Source organism: Mumia xiangluensis, assembly GCF_010994095.1.
Classification (GTDB): Bacteria; Actinomycetota; Actinomycetes; order Propionibacteriales; family Nocardioidaceae; genus Mumia; species Mumia xiangluensis.
The window spans coordinates 468866-483116 of the sequence record NZ_WJYO01000003.1; the positions used below are offsets into that span (position 1 = coordinate 468866).

General features: G+C 71.1%; 10 protein-coding genes. 8 read left to right on the forward strand and 2 right to left on the reverse strand.

Annotated features, from left to right (window positions below; genetic code table 11):
- Nucleotides 1–35 precede the first annotated feature (35 nt).
- The 3 genes from GH747_RS12610 to GH747_RS12620 are packed head-to-tail and all read left to right on the forward strand — an operon-like array spanning nucleotide 36 to nucleotide 4419.
- Entirely contained in the window at nucleotides 36–1244 is a 1209-nt protein-coding gene (locus GH747_RS12610; RefSeq protein WP_149769915.1) for an acetyl-CoA C-acetyltransferase, read from the forward strand.
- A gap of 3 nt (nucleotides 1245–1247) precedes the next feature.
- Complete coding sequence (locus GH747_RS12615) at nucleotides 1248–3413, forward strand: 3-hydroxyacyl-CoA dehydrogenase NAD-binding domain-containing protein (protein WP_149769916.1); 2166 nt, start codon at nucleotides 1248–1250, stop codon at nucleotides 3411–3413.
- Between the two features lie 31 nt (nucleotides 3414–3444).
- Nucleotides 3445–4419, forward strand: a complete 975-nt coding sequence (locus GH747_RS12620; protein WP_194842910.1) for an NAD(P)H-dependent flavin oxidoreductase — start codon at nucleotides 3445–3447, stop codon at nucleotides 4417–4419.
- 72 nt (nucleotides 4420–4491) lie between these two features.
- Here the strand turns inward: GH747_RS12620 and GH747_RS12625 are convergent, their stop codons facing one another.
- Together GH747_RS12625 and GH747_RS12630 are read right to left on the reverse strand one after the other, a co-directional pair.
- On the reverse strand, nucleotides 4492–5127 hold the full coding sequence (locus GH747_RS12625) for a TetR/AcrR family transcriptional regulator (RefSeq protein WP_205602921.1): 636 nt from the start codon (nucleotides 5125–5127) through the stop codon (nucleotides 4492–4494).
- 28 nt (nucleotides 5128–5155) lie between these two features.
- Nucleotides 5156–6406 carry a TetR/AcrR family transcriptional regulator gene (locus tag GH747_RS12630; protein ID WP_163695564.1) on the reverse strand — a complete coding sequence of 417 codons (1251 nt, stop codon included), beginning with the start codon at nucleotides 6404–6406 and terminating at the stop codon, nucleotides 5156–5158.
- Nucleotides 6407–6618: 212 nt separating this feature from the next.
- On the opposite strand from GH747_RS12630, the gene GH747_RS12635 reads away from it, so the two are divergent.
- The 5 genes from GH747_RS12635 (at nucleotide 6619) to GH747_RS12655 (ending at nucleotide 14227) form a co-directional block, all read left to right on the forward strand.
- Nucleotides 6619–8172 (forward strand): long-chain-fatty-acid--CoA ligase, encoded by a 1554-nt coding sequence (locus GH747_RS12635; protein ID WP_149769918.1) that lies wholly within the window; start codon nucleotides 6619–6621, stop codon nucleotides 8170–8172.
- Entirely contained in the window at nucleotides 8172–10118 is a 1947-nt protein-coding gene (locus GH747_RS12640) for a GMC family oxidoreductase N-terminal domain-containing protein (protein WP_149769919.1), read from the forward strand. Before GH747_RS12635 ends, GH747_RS12640 begins: the two co-directional genes overlap by 1 nt.
- A 109-nt stretch (nucleotides 10119–10227) precedes the next feature.
- Nucleotides 10228–11472, forward strand: coding sequence for an ABC transporter substrate-binding protein (locus GH747_RS12645; RefSeq protein WP_149769920.1), 1245 nt, complete (start codon nucleotides 10228–10230; stop codon nucleotides 11470–11472).
- A 48-nt stretch (nucleotides 11473–11520) separates the two neighbouring features.
- Nucleotides 11521–13470, forward strand: a complete 1950-nt coding sequence (locus GH747_RS12650) for an ABC transporter permease (protein ID WP_149769921.1) — start codon at nucleotides 11521–11523, stop codon at nucleotides 13468–13470.
- Entirely contained in the window at nucleotides 13457–14227 is a 771-nt protein-coding gene (locus GH747_RS12655; RefSeq protein ID WP_205602936.1) for an ABC transporter ATP-binding protein, read from the forward strand. The genes GH747_RS12650 and GH747_RS12655 overlap by 14 nt, the downstream gene beginning before the upstream one ends.
- The last annotated feature ends 24 nt before the right edge of the window (nucleotides 14228–14251 follow it).

A 14251-nucleotide genomic window follows, 5' to 3' on the forward strand; every position in this document is an offset into this window, starting at 1 on the left:
CGAGACCCCTGACCCACTGCTGAAGGACATCCGCCATGACAGAGACCGCCTACATCTATGACGCCCTCCGCACCCCACGCGGCAAGAACCGCGGAGGCGCCCTCCACGCGACGAAACCCGTCGACCTGGTCGTCGGCCTCCTCGACGAGCTCGCACCGCGCAACCCGGGCCTCGACCTCGAGCGCCTCGACGACCTCATCCTCGGGGTCGTCTCCCCTGTCGGCGAGCAGGGCGGGGTCATCCCCCGGACCGCCGTGCTCGTCGCCGGGCTCCCCGAGAGCGTGCCCGGCGTGCAGCTCAACCGGTTCTGCGCCTCCGGGCTGGAGGCGGTGAACACCGCAGCCGCCAAGATCGCCGCCGGGGACGGCATGATCGTCGCCGGAGGCGTGGAGTCGATGTCGCGCGTGCCGATGGGCAGCGACGGCGGTGCGTACGTCCAGGACCCGACCACGGCGTACGACGCCTACTTCGTGCCGCAGGGCATCGGCGCGGACCTGATCGCCACGATCCAGGGCTACTCGCGCGAGGACGTCGATGCGTACGCGCTGGAGTCGCAGGTGCGCGCCGAGCACGCCTGGACGAACGGCTACTTCAAGCGGTCGATCGTGCCCGTGCGCGACCTGAACGACGTCCTCGTGCTCGATCACGACGAGCACCGCCGCCCCGACGCGACTGCGGAGTCGCTGGCGGCGCTGCGTCCCGCGTTCGCCGGCATCGGGGCCCAGGCGGGCTTCGACGCCGTGGCACTGCAGAAGTACCACGCGGTCGAGCGGATCGAGCACGTCCACACCGCCGGCAACTCCTCCGGCATCGTCGACGGTGCCGCCCTGGTCCTGCTCGGCAGCGAGTCGGCGGGTGCCGCGATGGGACTGACCCCGCGCGGCCGCATCGTCGCCACCGCGGCCGTCGGCAGCGAGCCGACCATCATGCTGACCGGCCCCACGCCGGCGACCCGCAAGGTCCTCGACCGCGCCGGGCTCACCGTGGACGACATCGACCTGTTCGAGCTCAACGAGGCGTTCGCCGCCGTCGTCCTCCGGTGGATCGACGACCTCGGGCTGCCGCCCGAGAAGGTCAACGTCAACGGCGGCGCGATCGCGATGGGTCATCCGCTGGGCGCGACCGGCGCCATGATCCTCGGCACCGTCCTCGACGAGCTCGAGCGCCGTGAGGCTCGCTACGGCCTGGTCACGCTCTGTGTCGGCGCCGGCATGGGTGTCGCCACCATCATCGAAAGGCTCTGAGACATGACCAACCACGAAGGCATCCGCTGGGAGCAGGACGCCGACGGCGTCGTCGTCCTCACGATGGACGACCCCACCCAGCGCGTGAACACGATGAACGACGTGTGGTCGACCTCGTACGCACGCGCCGTCGACCGCCTCGAGGTCGAGCGCGAGACCATCACCGGTGTCGTCCTCACCAGCGCCAAGTCCACCTTCTTCGCCGGCGGGGACCTCAACCTGCTCCAGCAGGGTTCTCCCGAGGACGCACCGCAGCGGACCGCGCACATCGATGCCATCAAGTCCCTCATGCGTCGCGTCGAGACGCTCGGCAGACCGGTCGTCGCCGCGATCAACGGGACGGCGCTCGGAGGCGGGCTCGAGGTGGCGCTCGCGACCCACCACCGCATCGTGGCCGACACCCCAGGGTGCCGTCTGGGTCTCCCCGAGGTCACGTTCGGCCTGCTGCCGGGTGGCGGCGGCATCACCCGGACCGTCCGGATGCTCGGCCTGCAGCGCGCCCTCTCCGAGGTGATCCTCACCGGCGCCCGGATGTCACCGAGCAAGGCCCTCGAGGTCGGGATCGTGGACGACGTCGTCGCGTCCGTCGACGAGCTGCTCCCCCGCGCCAAGGCCTGGATCGCCGCCAACCCCGACGCCACGCAGCCGTGGGACCGGCGCGGGTTCAAGATTCCCGGCGGCGGACCCACCAACCCCGCGATCGCCTCGGTGCTGCCCGCGATGACGGCGCTCCTGCGCTCCCAGCTCAAGGGTGCCCCGATGCCGGCGCCGCGTGCAGCCCTGGCCGCGGCCGTCGAAGGCGCGTACGTCGACGTCGACACCGCGTCGCTGGTCGAGACCCGCTACCTCGTGAGCCTGACGAGCGGCCAGGTCGCCAAGAACATGATCCACACCTTCTTCGCGAAGCAGCACGTCGACGCGGGAGCCAGTCGTCCCGACGGGCAGCCTTCGTACACCTGCCGACGGATCGCGGTGGTCGGGGCCGGCATGATGGGTGCCGGCATCGCGTACGTCGCCGCCAAGGCCGGCATCGACGTCGTGCTCACCGACGTCTCGCTCGAGGCGGCGGCCCGGGGCAAGGCCTACGCGGAGAAGCTCGAGGCGAAGGCGCTCGCACGCGGTCGCACCGACGAGGAGACGTCTGCTGCGCTGCTCGCGCGCATCACGCCGACCGACGCCGTCGCGGACCTCGCAGGCGCCGACCTGGTCGTCGAGGCCGTGTTCGAGTCGGTCGCCGTCAAGCAGGAGGTCTTCTCCCGGGTCGAGCCGGCCGTCCTCCCCGACGCCGTGCTCGGTTCCAACACCTCGACACTTCCCATCACGACCCTCGCGGAGGGGGTCGGTCGACCCGCCGACTTCATCGGGATCCACTTCTTCTCCCCGGTCGACAAGATGCCGCTGGTCGAGATCGTGCGAGGGGCCCAGACCTCGGACGCGACGCTCGCGAAGACGTTCGACTTCGTCCGGCAGATCCGCAAGACGCCGATCGTGGTCAACGACCAGCGCGGCTTCTTCACCTCGCGGGTGATCGGCACCTTCATCAACGAGGCCGTCGCCGCTGTCGGTGAGGGCGTCGAGCCGGCGACGATCGAGCAGGCCGCGCTCCAGGCCGGCTACCCCGCAGGCCCGCTGCAGCTGCTCGACGAGCTGACGCTGACGCTGACCCAGAAGATCCGCGAGGAGACCCGGGTCGCGGTCGAGGCGGAGGGCGGCACGTGGGAGCCCCACGGCGCCGACGCCGTGCTCGACACGATGATCGGCGGACTGGACCGGAAGGGACGGTCGACCGGCGGCGGGTTCTACGCCTACGACGAGAGCGGACGCCGTACGGGCATCTGGCCCGGCCTGCGCGAGACGTTCGCGTCCGGCTCCGTCGAGCTGCCGCTCGTCGACCTGCAGGAGCGCATGCTGTTCGCCGAGGCGATCGACGCGGTGAAGTGCCTCGACGACGGGGTGCTGACCTCGGTCGAGGACGCCGACATCGGCTCGCTGCTCGGCATCGGCTTCCCGCCGTGGACCGGCGGCGTGCTCCACTACATCAACCAGTACGCCGGTGGGCCCGCCGGATTCGTCAGGCGGGCGCGCGAGCTCGCGGCGGCGTACGGTTCGCGGTTCGAGCCGCCGGCGTCGCTGGTCGCGAAGGCCGAGGCGGGCGAGGTGTACGTGTGAGCCGCACCCCCGTGCCGGCGGGAGACGACTGGTGATCAGCACCCGGTTCACCGAGGCGTTCGGGATCGAGCATCCCGTGGTCCAGGGCGGCATGATGTGGGTCGGCCGCGCCGAGCTCGCCGCGGCCGTGTCGGAGGCGGGCGGACTCGGGATCATCACGGCGCTCACGCAGCCCACGCCGGGCGACCTCGTCCGCGAGGTCGCCCGCGCCCGGCGGCTGACCGACAAGCCGATCGGCGTGAACCTGACGATCCTGCCGACGATCTCACCACCGCCGTACGAGGACTACCTGCGGGCAGCGATCGACGCCGGTGTCACGATCCTGGAGACCGCCGGCGCCAACCCTGCCCCGTACCTCGACCTCCTCAAGACGCACGGCGTCCGCGTGATCCACAAGTGCACGAGCGTGCGTCACGCGGTCAAGGCGGAGCAGATCGGCGTCGACGCCGTGAGCATCGACGGGTTCGAGTGCGCGGGTCATCCTGGCGAGGACGACATCGGCGGGCTCGTGCTGATCCCGGCGACGGCGGACCGGCTCTCGATCCCGTTCATCGCCTCCGGCGGCATCGCCGACGGGCGCGGGCTCGCGGCAGCTCTCGCACTCGGCGCAGACGGCGTGAACATGGGAAGCCGGTTCCTGTGCAGCGTCGAGGCGCCGGTCGACGAGGCGGTCAAGCGCCGCATCGTCGAAGGGACCGAGCGCGACACCCAGCTGATCTTCCGCACCCTCGGCAACACTGCGCGCGTGGCGACCAACGGCGTCAGCCGCGAGGTCGTACGCATCCTCGACGCCGGGGGAGACTTCGCGTCGGTGCGCGAGCTCGTCGCCGGGGCACGTGGACGCCGGGTGTTCGAGGAGGGCGACCTGGAGGCGGGCATCTGGTCCGTCGGCGTCGTCCAGGGCCTGATCCGCGACATCCCTCCGGCGGGCGAGATCGTCCGCCGGACGGTGGCTGAGGCGGAGGACATCCTACGCCGACGCTCGCTGGCGGTCACGCCCGTCTGAGGTCGTACGTCGCGTCCGTGCCGTCACGCTTCGTCGTGGCGGCCCGACGTGCGTCAGTGGCCCCGACGTGCGTCAGTGGCGGCCGACGCCGTTCAGCACGAGGGCCTGGGTCGACGCGACCAGGTCGTCGAGCGTGCGGTGCTTCGGGTCCCACCACTCCGCGGCCCAGTTCATCGCGCCGATGATGAGGAACCGGGTCAGGTTCAGGTCGAGGTCGCTGCGGAGCTCGCCGGCCGCCTGCGCCTGCTCGAACAGGTCGCGCCACATGTGGCTGTAGGCGGCCTCCTCGGCTGCAGCGCGTTCGCGGACGCTCTCGGGCACCTGCCCGGCGTTGCGGACCGATGCGGTCGTGTAGTCGCTGATCAGGAGCTCGTAGCGCAGGTGCGCCTCGACGGCGGCGAGGATGCGCCCCATCGCGTCGGTCTCGACGGGGAGGGCGGCGAGCACGTCGATGACGTGTCCGCGCACGCGGTGCGCCCCGACGTACATGACCTCGGCGATCAGCTCGTCGCGCGACCCGAAGTAGTAGTAGATGGCCGGCGCCTGGAGCCCGGCCTCGGCGGCGACGTCCTGCAGGCGCGTGCCGGCGTAGCCCTTGCTGCCGAGCACCCGCGCCGCCGCGTCGAGGATCCGCTCACGGGTCCGGTGGGACTTCGGCAGAGACCTGCCCGCACCCGTCCGCGCTCGTGCGCCTGCCCGCTCCGCCACGGACAGGAATCTAACACGGGTTCAAATCTCAGGCGACGGTTCCGTGAACACCCAGGGCAAGGAGGACGAGCCCGTGGACGCGCTCCTGCGTCGCAGGATCATCCCGCCAGCGCACGCGGCGACCGAGGTCGGTCACGACACCGATCGCCGCGTGCACCAGGAACCGCGCCTCGACCGGGTCCAGCCCCGGCCGGGTGGCGACGAGCAGGTGCTCCCACAGGGCCACGTGCTCGCGCTGGAGGCCACGCAGCTTGGACTGGTCGCCGGAGGGCAGGCTCGCGACGTCGGAGTAGTAGACCGACATGAGCTCCTTGTGCGCGAACGTGTGGGCGATGTACGCACGTGTCAGCCGGTCGAGCGCGACGTCCGGCGCAGCTCCCCGGACACCGGCAGCGGCAACGGTCGCGTCCAGGTGCTCCGAAGCCAGCAGGCACGCGGCCAGGAGCACGTCGGACTTGCTGGAGAAGTGCCGGTAGAAGCCGGACGGGGTGAGCCCGACGTCGGTGGCGATGGCCTCGACGGTCACCTCGGAGAACCCGACGGAGTAGAAGAGGCGTACGGCGGCGGCGAGGACCTGGTCGCGGCGTCCGGGCGCCAGCTCGAGGCCCACGGCGCTGACCTCGGCGGCGTCACCGTCCCCGGTGGGCACGTCGGGCGGCGTCTCGACAGCGACCCTGATCGCGGCCGCGCTGACGAGCGAGGAGAGCCGCCGCGCGGGCAGCGTGGTGCGGTGCGCGGTGAGGCTCGCGACGACGGAGAGCGACCCGGCGGTGGTGAAGCCGACCTCGCTCTCCGACATCTCCGGGCGCAGCACGCGCACCAGGGCGGCGACACGGGCGACCAGCTCGGCGAAGATCGCCCTGATCTCCTCGCGGTCGCCGGGCTCGAGGTAGCGCCCCTCCCAGCGGTAGATGCCGCCCGTCCGGCGGTTGCGCACCGTCGTCCGGATCAACGCCGCGAGCACGTCGTCGAGATGCGCACGCGCCGCTGCCGGCTCGTCCAGGTCGACGCCGAGCGGCGCAGGCGGCCAGTCGTCGAGCAGCTCGGAGGCCAACGACCGCGCACAGTCGGCGAACAGTGCGTACTTGCTGGGGAAGTGCCGGTAGAGCGCGGGCCCGGAGATACCGACCGCGATCGCGATGTCCTCCATCCCGACGGCGTGGTAGCCGCGCTCGGCGAAGGCGCGCGCGGCGGCGTCCAGGATGAGCGCCTTGCGGTTGCGAGGACGCCGGCTGATCGACGGGCGTCCGCTCGTCGACGGCACCGCAGGTGTGCTCACGTCGTCCTCTCCTTCCGCGTGGGTGCGGCCAGTTAACCACGCCGAGAAGGCCCGTGGAGAGCGGACGTCACTCTCCGTGAGCACCGGTCCACGGATGTGAGTCCTCGCTAACAAAAATGTGAGGCGCGATTAACAAGAACTATTGCACAGGTCACATTTCTAGGGCATGCTTCCGGGGCATCCGCAGCATCGCCGCACGGAAGGGCAGCACCATGACCAGCACGCCGATCACCGCCCCGGAGTGGACGTTCCGCAACCACTGGATGGCGCAGGTCGCCGGACACGCCCAGGGGACCCCGGACGCGACCGCCCTCCGTCACCGCGGGGTCGACACCACCTGGAGCCAGCTCCACGAGAACTCGCTCGCCGCCGCCGGAGCCCTGGCCCGGCGTGGCGTCCAGGAGGGCGACCGCGTCCTCCTCCTCACCCTCAACCACAGCGAGTTCGTCGAGGCGGTGCTGGCGATCAACAGCCTGGGAGCGATCGCCGTCCCGGTGAACTTCCGCCTCGCGCCCGACGAGGTGCGCTACATCGTCGAGGACTCCGGTGCGACCGTGATCCTCGCCGACCAGCTGCTCGCGCCGCTCGTCGGTGCGGTCGGTCAGCTCACCGACCGCCTCCGCACGCTGATCTGCTTCGGAGAGGCCGACGGCTTCACCTCGTACGCGTCGCTGGTGGCCGAGAGCGACCCGGTAACCCTCGGCGACGTCCCCGAGGACGCGACGGCCCTGATCATCTACACCTCCGGGACGACAGGGCACCCCAAGGGTGCGATGCTCTCCCACCGCAACATGCAGCTCCAGGCGCTGACGTGCATCCGCGCGAACCTGATGGGCGACGAGTCCGACATCGCGTTCCTCACCGCTCCCTTCTTCCACATCGCGGGCCTCGGCTCGATGGTCGCCAACCTCGTCCTCGGCATCCCCACGGTGATCCACCCGCTCGGCGCGTTCGACCCCGCCGAGGTGGTCGACGCGTGGGAGCGCGAGGGCGCGACGCTGGTGTTCAACGTGCCGCAGCAGTGGCAGGCGATCTGCGCGCTGCCGGACATCAAGGACCGCAAGCTCGCGCTGCGCATCATCAGCTGGGGAGCGGCCCCGGCGTCGGAGACGCTGCTGCGGACGATGGCAGAGACCTTCCCCGACGCGATCAACGTCGCCGTGTTCGGCCAGACGGAGACCTCACCGATCACCTGTGTCCTCAGCGGCGACGACTCGATCCGCAAGCTCGGTTCGGTCGGCAAGCCGATCCCGACCATCCAGTACCGCGTCGTCGACCACGAGATGAACGACGTGGCGCAGGGCGAGGTCGGCGAGATCGTCTACCGGGGGCCGACCGTGACCCGCGGCTACTGGAACAAGCCGGAGGCGACCGAGGCCGCGTTCCACGGGGGCTGGTTCCACTCCGGGGACCTGGTGCGCCAGGACGACGAGGGATTCGTCTGGGTGGTCGACCGCTTGAAGGACATGATCATCACCGGCGGCGAGAACGTGTACTGCGCCGAGGTCGAGAACGCCCTGTACGCGCACCCTGACGTGGTCGAGGCCGCGGTCATCGGACGCCCCGACGACCAGTGGGGCGAGATCCCGGTCGCGGTCGTCGTGCAGCGCGAGGGCTCCGACCTCGATCTTGCGGGACTGACCAGCTTCCTGGACGGTCGGCTCGCCCGCTTCAAGCTGCCGAAGCGGCTCGTGATCGTGGACCAGCTGCCGCGCAACGCCGGCGGCAAGGTCCTCAAGATGGCCCTGCGGGACGAGGTCGTCTGATGGAGCTCAACGCCAAGCAGCGTGCCGCGCTGACGGCGATCTGCGACACCTTCGCCCCCGGCGACGGCGCCGCGATCCCGTCGGCGAGCGCGCTCGGCGCGGTCGAGATCGTCGAGGCGATGGCGATGCACAACCCGCGCCAGGCCGAGTCGAAGCAGCTCGCCACCCTGCTCGGGCTCTGGGACTCGCCGGTGACGGGCCTCGTGCTCGGCCTCGGGCCCCGGCGCTTCTCGCACGCCAGCCAGGAGCAGCGCGAGAAGGCGCTGATCGCCCTGGGTGACTCGCGGATGCCGCAGAAGCGCGCGCTCTTCCAGGCGCTCAAGGGTGCGGCGACGCTCGCCTACTACCTCGCACCCGGTGCGGACGGGCACTCGCCGCTCTGGTCGGCGATGGACTACCCCGGTCCTCTCGGCCTCCGGACGGACGCAGCACCGCCGCCGCTCTCCCCCACCACCCCCGGCCGGGACCTGGAGCTCGCGTGCGACGTGGTCGTCGTCGGCTCCGGTGCCGGCGGTGGCACGGCGGCGGCGGTGCTCGCGTCGGCGGGCCACGACGTGATCGTGGTCGAGAAGGGTCAGTACTACGACGACGGCGACTTCGACGGCGGCGAGCTCAAGGGCCTCACCTCCCTGTACGCGTCGGGTCCGGTCGGCACCGCCGAGGGGCAGCTGAGCATCCTCTCCGCGGAGTGTCTCGGCGGCGGCACCGTCGTCAACTACACGACCTCCTTCAAGACGCCCGACCACGTACGCGAGGAGTGGGCAGCGCTCGGCGCCGCACAGTTCGCGACCGACGAGTACGACCGCTCGCTCGAGGCGGTCTGGGACCGGCTCGGCGTCAACCGCAACCACGGCTCGATCTCCGCCCGCGACGTCATCCTCGAGCGCGGCCTGACCCGGCTCGGGTGGCACGTCGACGAGATGCCCCGCAACGTCAAGGGCTGCGACAACGGGATCGAGTGCGGTCGCTGCGGCATGGGCTGCCGGATCGGCGCCAAGCAGTCGACGGCCAAGACCTGGCTGGTCGACGCCGAGCGCGCGGGCGCGCGTCTGATCACCGGTGTCGACGTCCGCACGGTGACTCGTGCGGGCGACCTCGCGACCGGTGTCGAAGGCGTCACCGCCGACGGCCACCGTGTCGTCGTCCGTGCCCGTGCTGTCGTCGCTGCCGGGGGAAGTCTCCAGACGCCCGCTCTGCTGCGCAGGTCCGGCCTGACCAACCCCAACATCGGTCGCCACCTGCGGATGCACCCGGCGACCGCCGTGTGGGGCGAGTTCGAGGACGAGGTCCGCCCGTGGGAGGGCGGCATCCAGACCCGGTACTCGAACGAGCTCGCCGATCTCGACGGCTCCGGCTATGGCGTCATCTACGAGACCGCGGCCACCAACCCGGCGCTCGGCGTCGCCTTCATGGCCTGGCGCGGCGCTGACACCCACCGCGAGCGCATGCTGAATCTCGCGCACCTGTCGGGCGTCGGCGTGATCACCCGCGACCAGGATTCCGGCGAGGTCAAGGTCGGCAAGGACGGCGAGCCCACCGTTCACTACGCGCTGTCGGCCCGCGACGAGGCCCGGCTGCGCCAGGGTGTCGCCGGCGCTGCTCGGATCGTCGAGGCAGCGGGCGCGCTCAGCATGTTCTCCGGCCACCAGGCCGGGTTCACCTGGAAGCGCGGCACCGAGTCGGTCGACGACTTCATCGCCCGCTGCGACGCCTCCGGGTACGGCCCGGGTCGCTGCGCGATGGCCGCCCTGCACCTCATGGGCTCGGTCCGCATGGGCGGCTCGGCCGACACGAGTGCAGTCGACCCCGACGGCGCGAGCTGGGAGATCCCCAACCTCGTCGTGGCCGACGCGTCGTGCTTCCCCACCGCGTCCGGGGTCAATCCGATGATCTCGATCGAAGCCATCGCCCACATGAACGCCACCCGACTGGCGGCGCGGCTCTGACCAGCCTCGCCGCGAGGTGATCCATCCGTCCTGTGGGGCCCCGATCGGGAGGGCTCCACCTTCCCGTCCTGTCACCGCGCGCTCGCGCGCACCTAAGAAGGAGGACGCCATGCGGAAATCCGCGGCATCCCTGAGAATCACGGCTGTCCTGTCAGCAGCCGTCTTCGCCCTGGCCGGCTGCGGCTCCGACGGCGGCTCCGAGGCCGACGCCGATCCTGCGGCGGACCTCGACGGCCCGCCCATCAAGGTCGGGTTCCTGAACCCGTCCGGCGGCGCCGTCCCGCAGCCCGGTGCCGACACCGGCGCCGAAGCTGCCGTCGACTACATCAACGGAGAGCTGGGCGGCATCAACGGCAGCCCGCTCGAGATGATCTCGTGCGACACCGACACGACGCCGGAGAAGGCCCAGGCCTGCGCCAACTCGTTCGTCGAGGAAGGCGTCGTCGCGGTGATGGACGGCTACAACCTCTCCTCCAGCGCGACGCTGCCGACCCTGACGGCGGCCAAGATCCCGCTCGTGGGCATGATCCCGTTCGACTCGGTGGCCGGCTCGAAGGCCGAAGGCCGTGTGTTCTTCGCGGCCCCGCAGGCGTCGTACCTGGTCGGCGCCCTCGAGGCGTTCAAGGAGCAGGGCAAGGACTCTGTGACCCTGGCGCTCGTCGACACGCCGTCGTCGCACCAGACCATCGACACCCTGCTGCCGGTGCTCGCGCAGGCGCTGCAGATCGACGCGAAGGGTGTGTACTTCTCGCCGACCAACCCCAACTTCACCGCGCTGGCGGCCACCATCGCCAAGGGCGATCCCGATGTCGGCGGGCTGGTCGCGTCGCCGAACGAGGGCGCATGCACCGCACTCGTCCAGGCGCTGCGTCAGCAGAGGTACGAGGGCACGATCTTCACCGCGGCGTGCACCGACTACATCGAGGCGGCCCCGGCGGAGGCTGCCGGCGGCGCGCTCTACTCCTCGACGTGGCTCCCCGCCGCGCTGGAGCACGCGCCCGATGAGGTGAAGTCCGACCTCGAGGCCGCGGAGAAGGCGATCGGTGCCGTCGAGGACGGCACCGGCGGCTACTACGCGTACGGCGAGTTCGCGCAGTTCGTCACCTTCGCCAAGGCGCTCGACGGCGTCGAGGGCGAGCTCACCGGCGAGACGGTGCTGAGCACGCTCAAGGGTCTCAAGGACTTCCCCAGCTTCCTCGGCCCGAAGATCTCGTGCGGGAGCCCGACGTCCCCGAACTGCACGACAGAGATGCTCCTGTTCGACGTGCTCGAGGACGGCAGCATCGAGCCGGTCGGCGGCGACTTCCGCCAGCCGGTGCCCGCGATCCTGTCGCAGATCCCCGGCGCGACCTGATCGACAGCCCGCCGTGACCCAGACGTCTGACCGTGTGAGGAGAAACCTGTGGACCAGCTCGTCCTGTTCGTGACGCTCGGCTTTGCCGTCGGCGCGGTGTACGCGGTGATCGCGTCGTCGCTCGTCGCCGTGCACGCCGCGACCGGGGTGCTGAACTTCGCGCAGGGATCGATCGCACTGTGGGGCGTCTGGGTCGCGGCGGAGCTCGGAGCCACCGGCACACTGATCCTGCCGATCGGCTCCGTGCAGATCGCCGACGGGCCAGCACCGACAACCGTCGCCGTGGCGATCGGGGTGGCGTCGTCGGCGCTGGTCGCACTCCTCACCCACCTGCTCGTGATGCGGCCCCTGCGGTCTGCGCCCGCCCTCTCCCAGGTCGTCGCGTCGGTCGGCGTGATGCTCCTCATCGTGAGCCTGGTCCCACTCCGCTTCGACACGACCGGAGCCGTCGCGGCGCCGATCCTGCCGAGCGGGACCATCGAGGTGCTGGGCGCCCAGGTGGCCGTCGCCGACCTCATCGTGCTCGGCCTCGCGCTGACCGTCGCGGTCCTTCTCGCCGCGTACTTCCGCTTCACCCGCTGGGGCACCGCGACGCGGGCCAGCGCCGAGGACGAGACCGCGCTGCGGCTCACCGGCTGGTCCCCCGACCGGCTCGCCGCCCTCGTGTGGTTCACCACCGGCGCGGCGACCGGGCTGGTCGCCGTCGTCGGCTCTCCCTCGATCGGCCTCGACCCGATCAGCTACACCTTCTACGTCCTTCCCGGCCTCGCGGCGGCGCTCATCGCGCGTCTGAGGTCGGTCCTCGTCGCCGCCGCCGCCGGACTGGCGATCGGTGTCTTCCAGTCGCTGCTGATGATGATGAGCACGTACGACTTCTGGCCGGTCTGGGCGCAGGCCGGGTTCGGCGAGACGGTGCCGTTCCTGATCGTCATGGTCGCGCTGTTCGTCTTCGGGCGGTCCATCCCCGAGCGCGGCGGTGTCCAGACGCTACGGATGCCGCCCGTCCGGCCGCCGAGGACCAGGCCGGTGTACGCCCTGGTCGTCGTGGCCGCGACGGTCGCCGCCATCCTCCTGACCGAGGGCAGCTGGCGGTTCGGGGTGGTGACGTCGATCATCATGATGCTGATCGCGCTGTCGCTGGTCGTGCTGACCGGCTACCTCGGCCAGATCTCGCTGGCAGCGATGGCGTTCGCCGGGACGGGCGGCTTCGTCCTCTCGCGGGTGACCACCGAGTACGGCGTGCCGTTCCCGCTGTCGCTCGTCCTCCCCGCGCTCGCGGCCACGGTCCTCGGTGTCATCGTGGGCATCCCCGCGCTGCGCATCCGCGGCGCGCACCTCGCCGTGGTCACGCTCGCCGGGGCGCTGGCGATCCAGACCTTCGTGTTCGGCAACCCGGCCTTCACGCCGTACGAGGGCAACCTGATCGAGGACCCGACGTTGTTCGGTCTCGACCTCGGGGTCCGGAGCGGCACCGTCCTGACGACGACGTCCTTCGCGCTCATGGTCCTCGTCGTCGTCGGCACCCTCACCTGGGCGACGGCGCGCCTGATGCGCGGCCGTACGGGGAGGTCGTTCCTGGCGATCCGCTCCAACGAGCGCGCGGCCGCATCCGTCGGCATCGACGTCGCTGGCACTAAGCTGCTCGGGTTCGCGTTCTCGGCGTTCCTTGCGGGCATCGGCGGCTGCCTCATCGGCTACAGCCGCGGACAGCTGTCGGTCGAGTCCTTCACCGTCTTCGTCGGTCTGACTCTGCTGTGCACCGTCTATGTCGCCGGCATCACCAGCCTCGCCGGCGCTGTCGTCGCCGGCCTCCTCGCCCCGCTCGGCGTGCTCGCGACCTTCCTGGAGGGCACCCTCGGCGTGGGTCACCTCTACAGCCTGATCGCGGCGATCGCCCTCGTCGTCACCGCGGTGCTGAACCCCGTCGGCATCACCGGGAGCGTCCGCCAGGCGTCCGAGCACCTCATCCACCGGAGGACCACCCGTGCCCAGCTCTGAACACGATCGCGGCGGCGCCGCGCTGCTCGAGATCCGCGACCTGACGGTTCGCTACGGCGGGGTCGTCGCGAACGACGGCGTCAACCTCGCGATCGACCGCGGCGAGGTCGTCGGGCTGATCGGCCCGAACGGCGCCGGCAAGACCTCGCTCGTCGATGCGGTCACCGGCTTCACCGCTGCCGACGGCGAGGTCGTCCTCGACGGCCGGCGCCTCGACCGGCTGCCGCCGCACCGCCGGCGTCGCGCAGGGCTGGCACGCACCTGGCAGGCAGGCGAGCTGTTCGCCGACCTGACGGTCGCCGACAACGTGGCGGTGGCTGTGCAGCGACGTGGATGGGCGGGCCTGGTCGCCGACGTCCTCGGACGATCGGCGCGGACGGCGCCCGATCCGTCGCTCGAGATGCTCGGGCTCCTCGACGACGCGGACCGTCGTCCCGACGAGCTGAGCCTCGGTCGGCAGCGCCTCGTCGGCGTCGCACGGGCGCTCGCCGGCGGGAGCAGCGTCGTCCTTCTCGACGAGCCTGCCGCGGGCCTCGACACCGACGAGAGCGAGGCGTTCGGTGACGTCGTGCGCACGATGGCGACGAGCGGACGCGGCGTGCTCCTCATCGACCACGACATGAACCTCGTGCTGAACGTCTGCGACCGCGTGTACGTCCTCGACTTCGGTCGGGTGATCGCGTGCGGGACGCCGACGGAGATCCGCGCGGACGCGGCGGTCGTCGCCGCCTACCTGGGAGAGGAGCCAGTGGCATGAGCGCGAGGTCCAGCAAGGAGGGAA

Coding starts and splice junctions, on each gene's coding strand:
- GH747_RS12610 (WP_149769915.1), top strand. CDS start 36: ATGACAGAGACCGCCTACATCTATGACGCCCTCCGCACCCCACGCGGC.
- GH747_RS12615 (WP_149769916.1), top strand. CDS start 1,248: ATGACCAACCACGAAGGCATCCGCTGGGAGCAGGACGCCGACGGCGTC.
- GH747_RS12635 (WP_149769918.1), top strand. CDS start 6,619: ATGACCAGCACGCCGATCACCGCCCCGGAGTGGACGTTCCGCAACCAC.
- GH747_RS12640 (WP_149769919.1), top strand. CDS start 8,172: ATGGAGCTCAACGCCAAGCAGCGTGCCGCGCTGACGGCGATCTGCGAC.
- GH747_RS12645 (WP_149769920.1), top strand. CDS start 10,228: ATGCGGAAATCCGCGGCATCCCTGAGAATCACGGCTGTCCTGTCAGCA.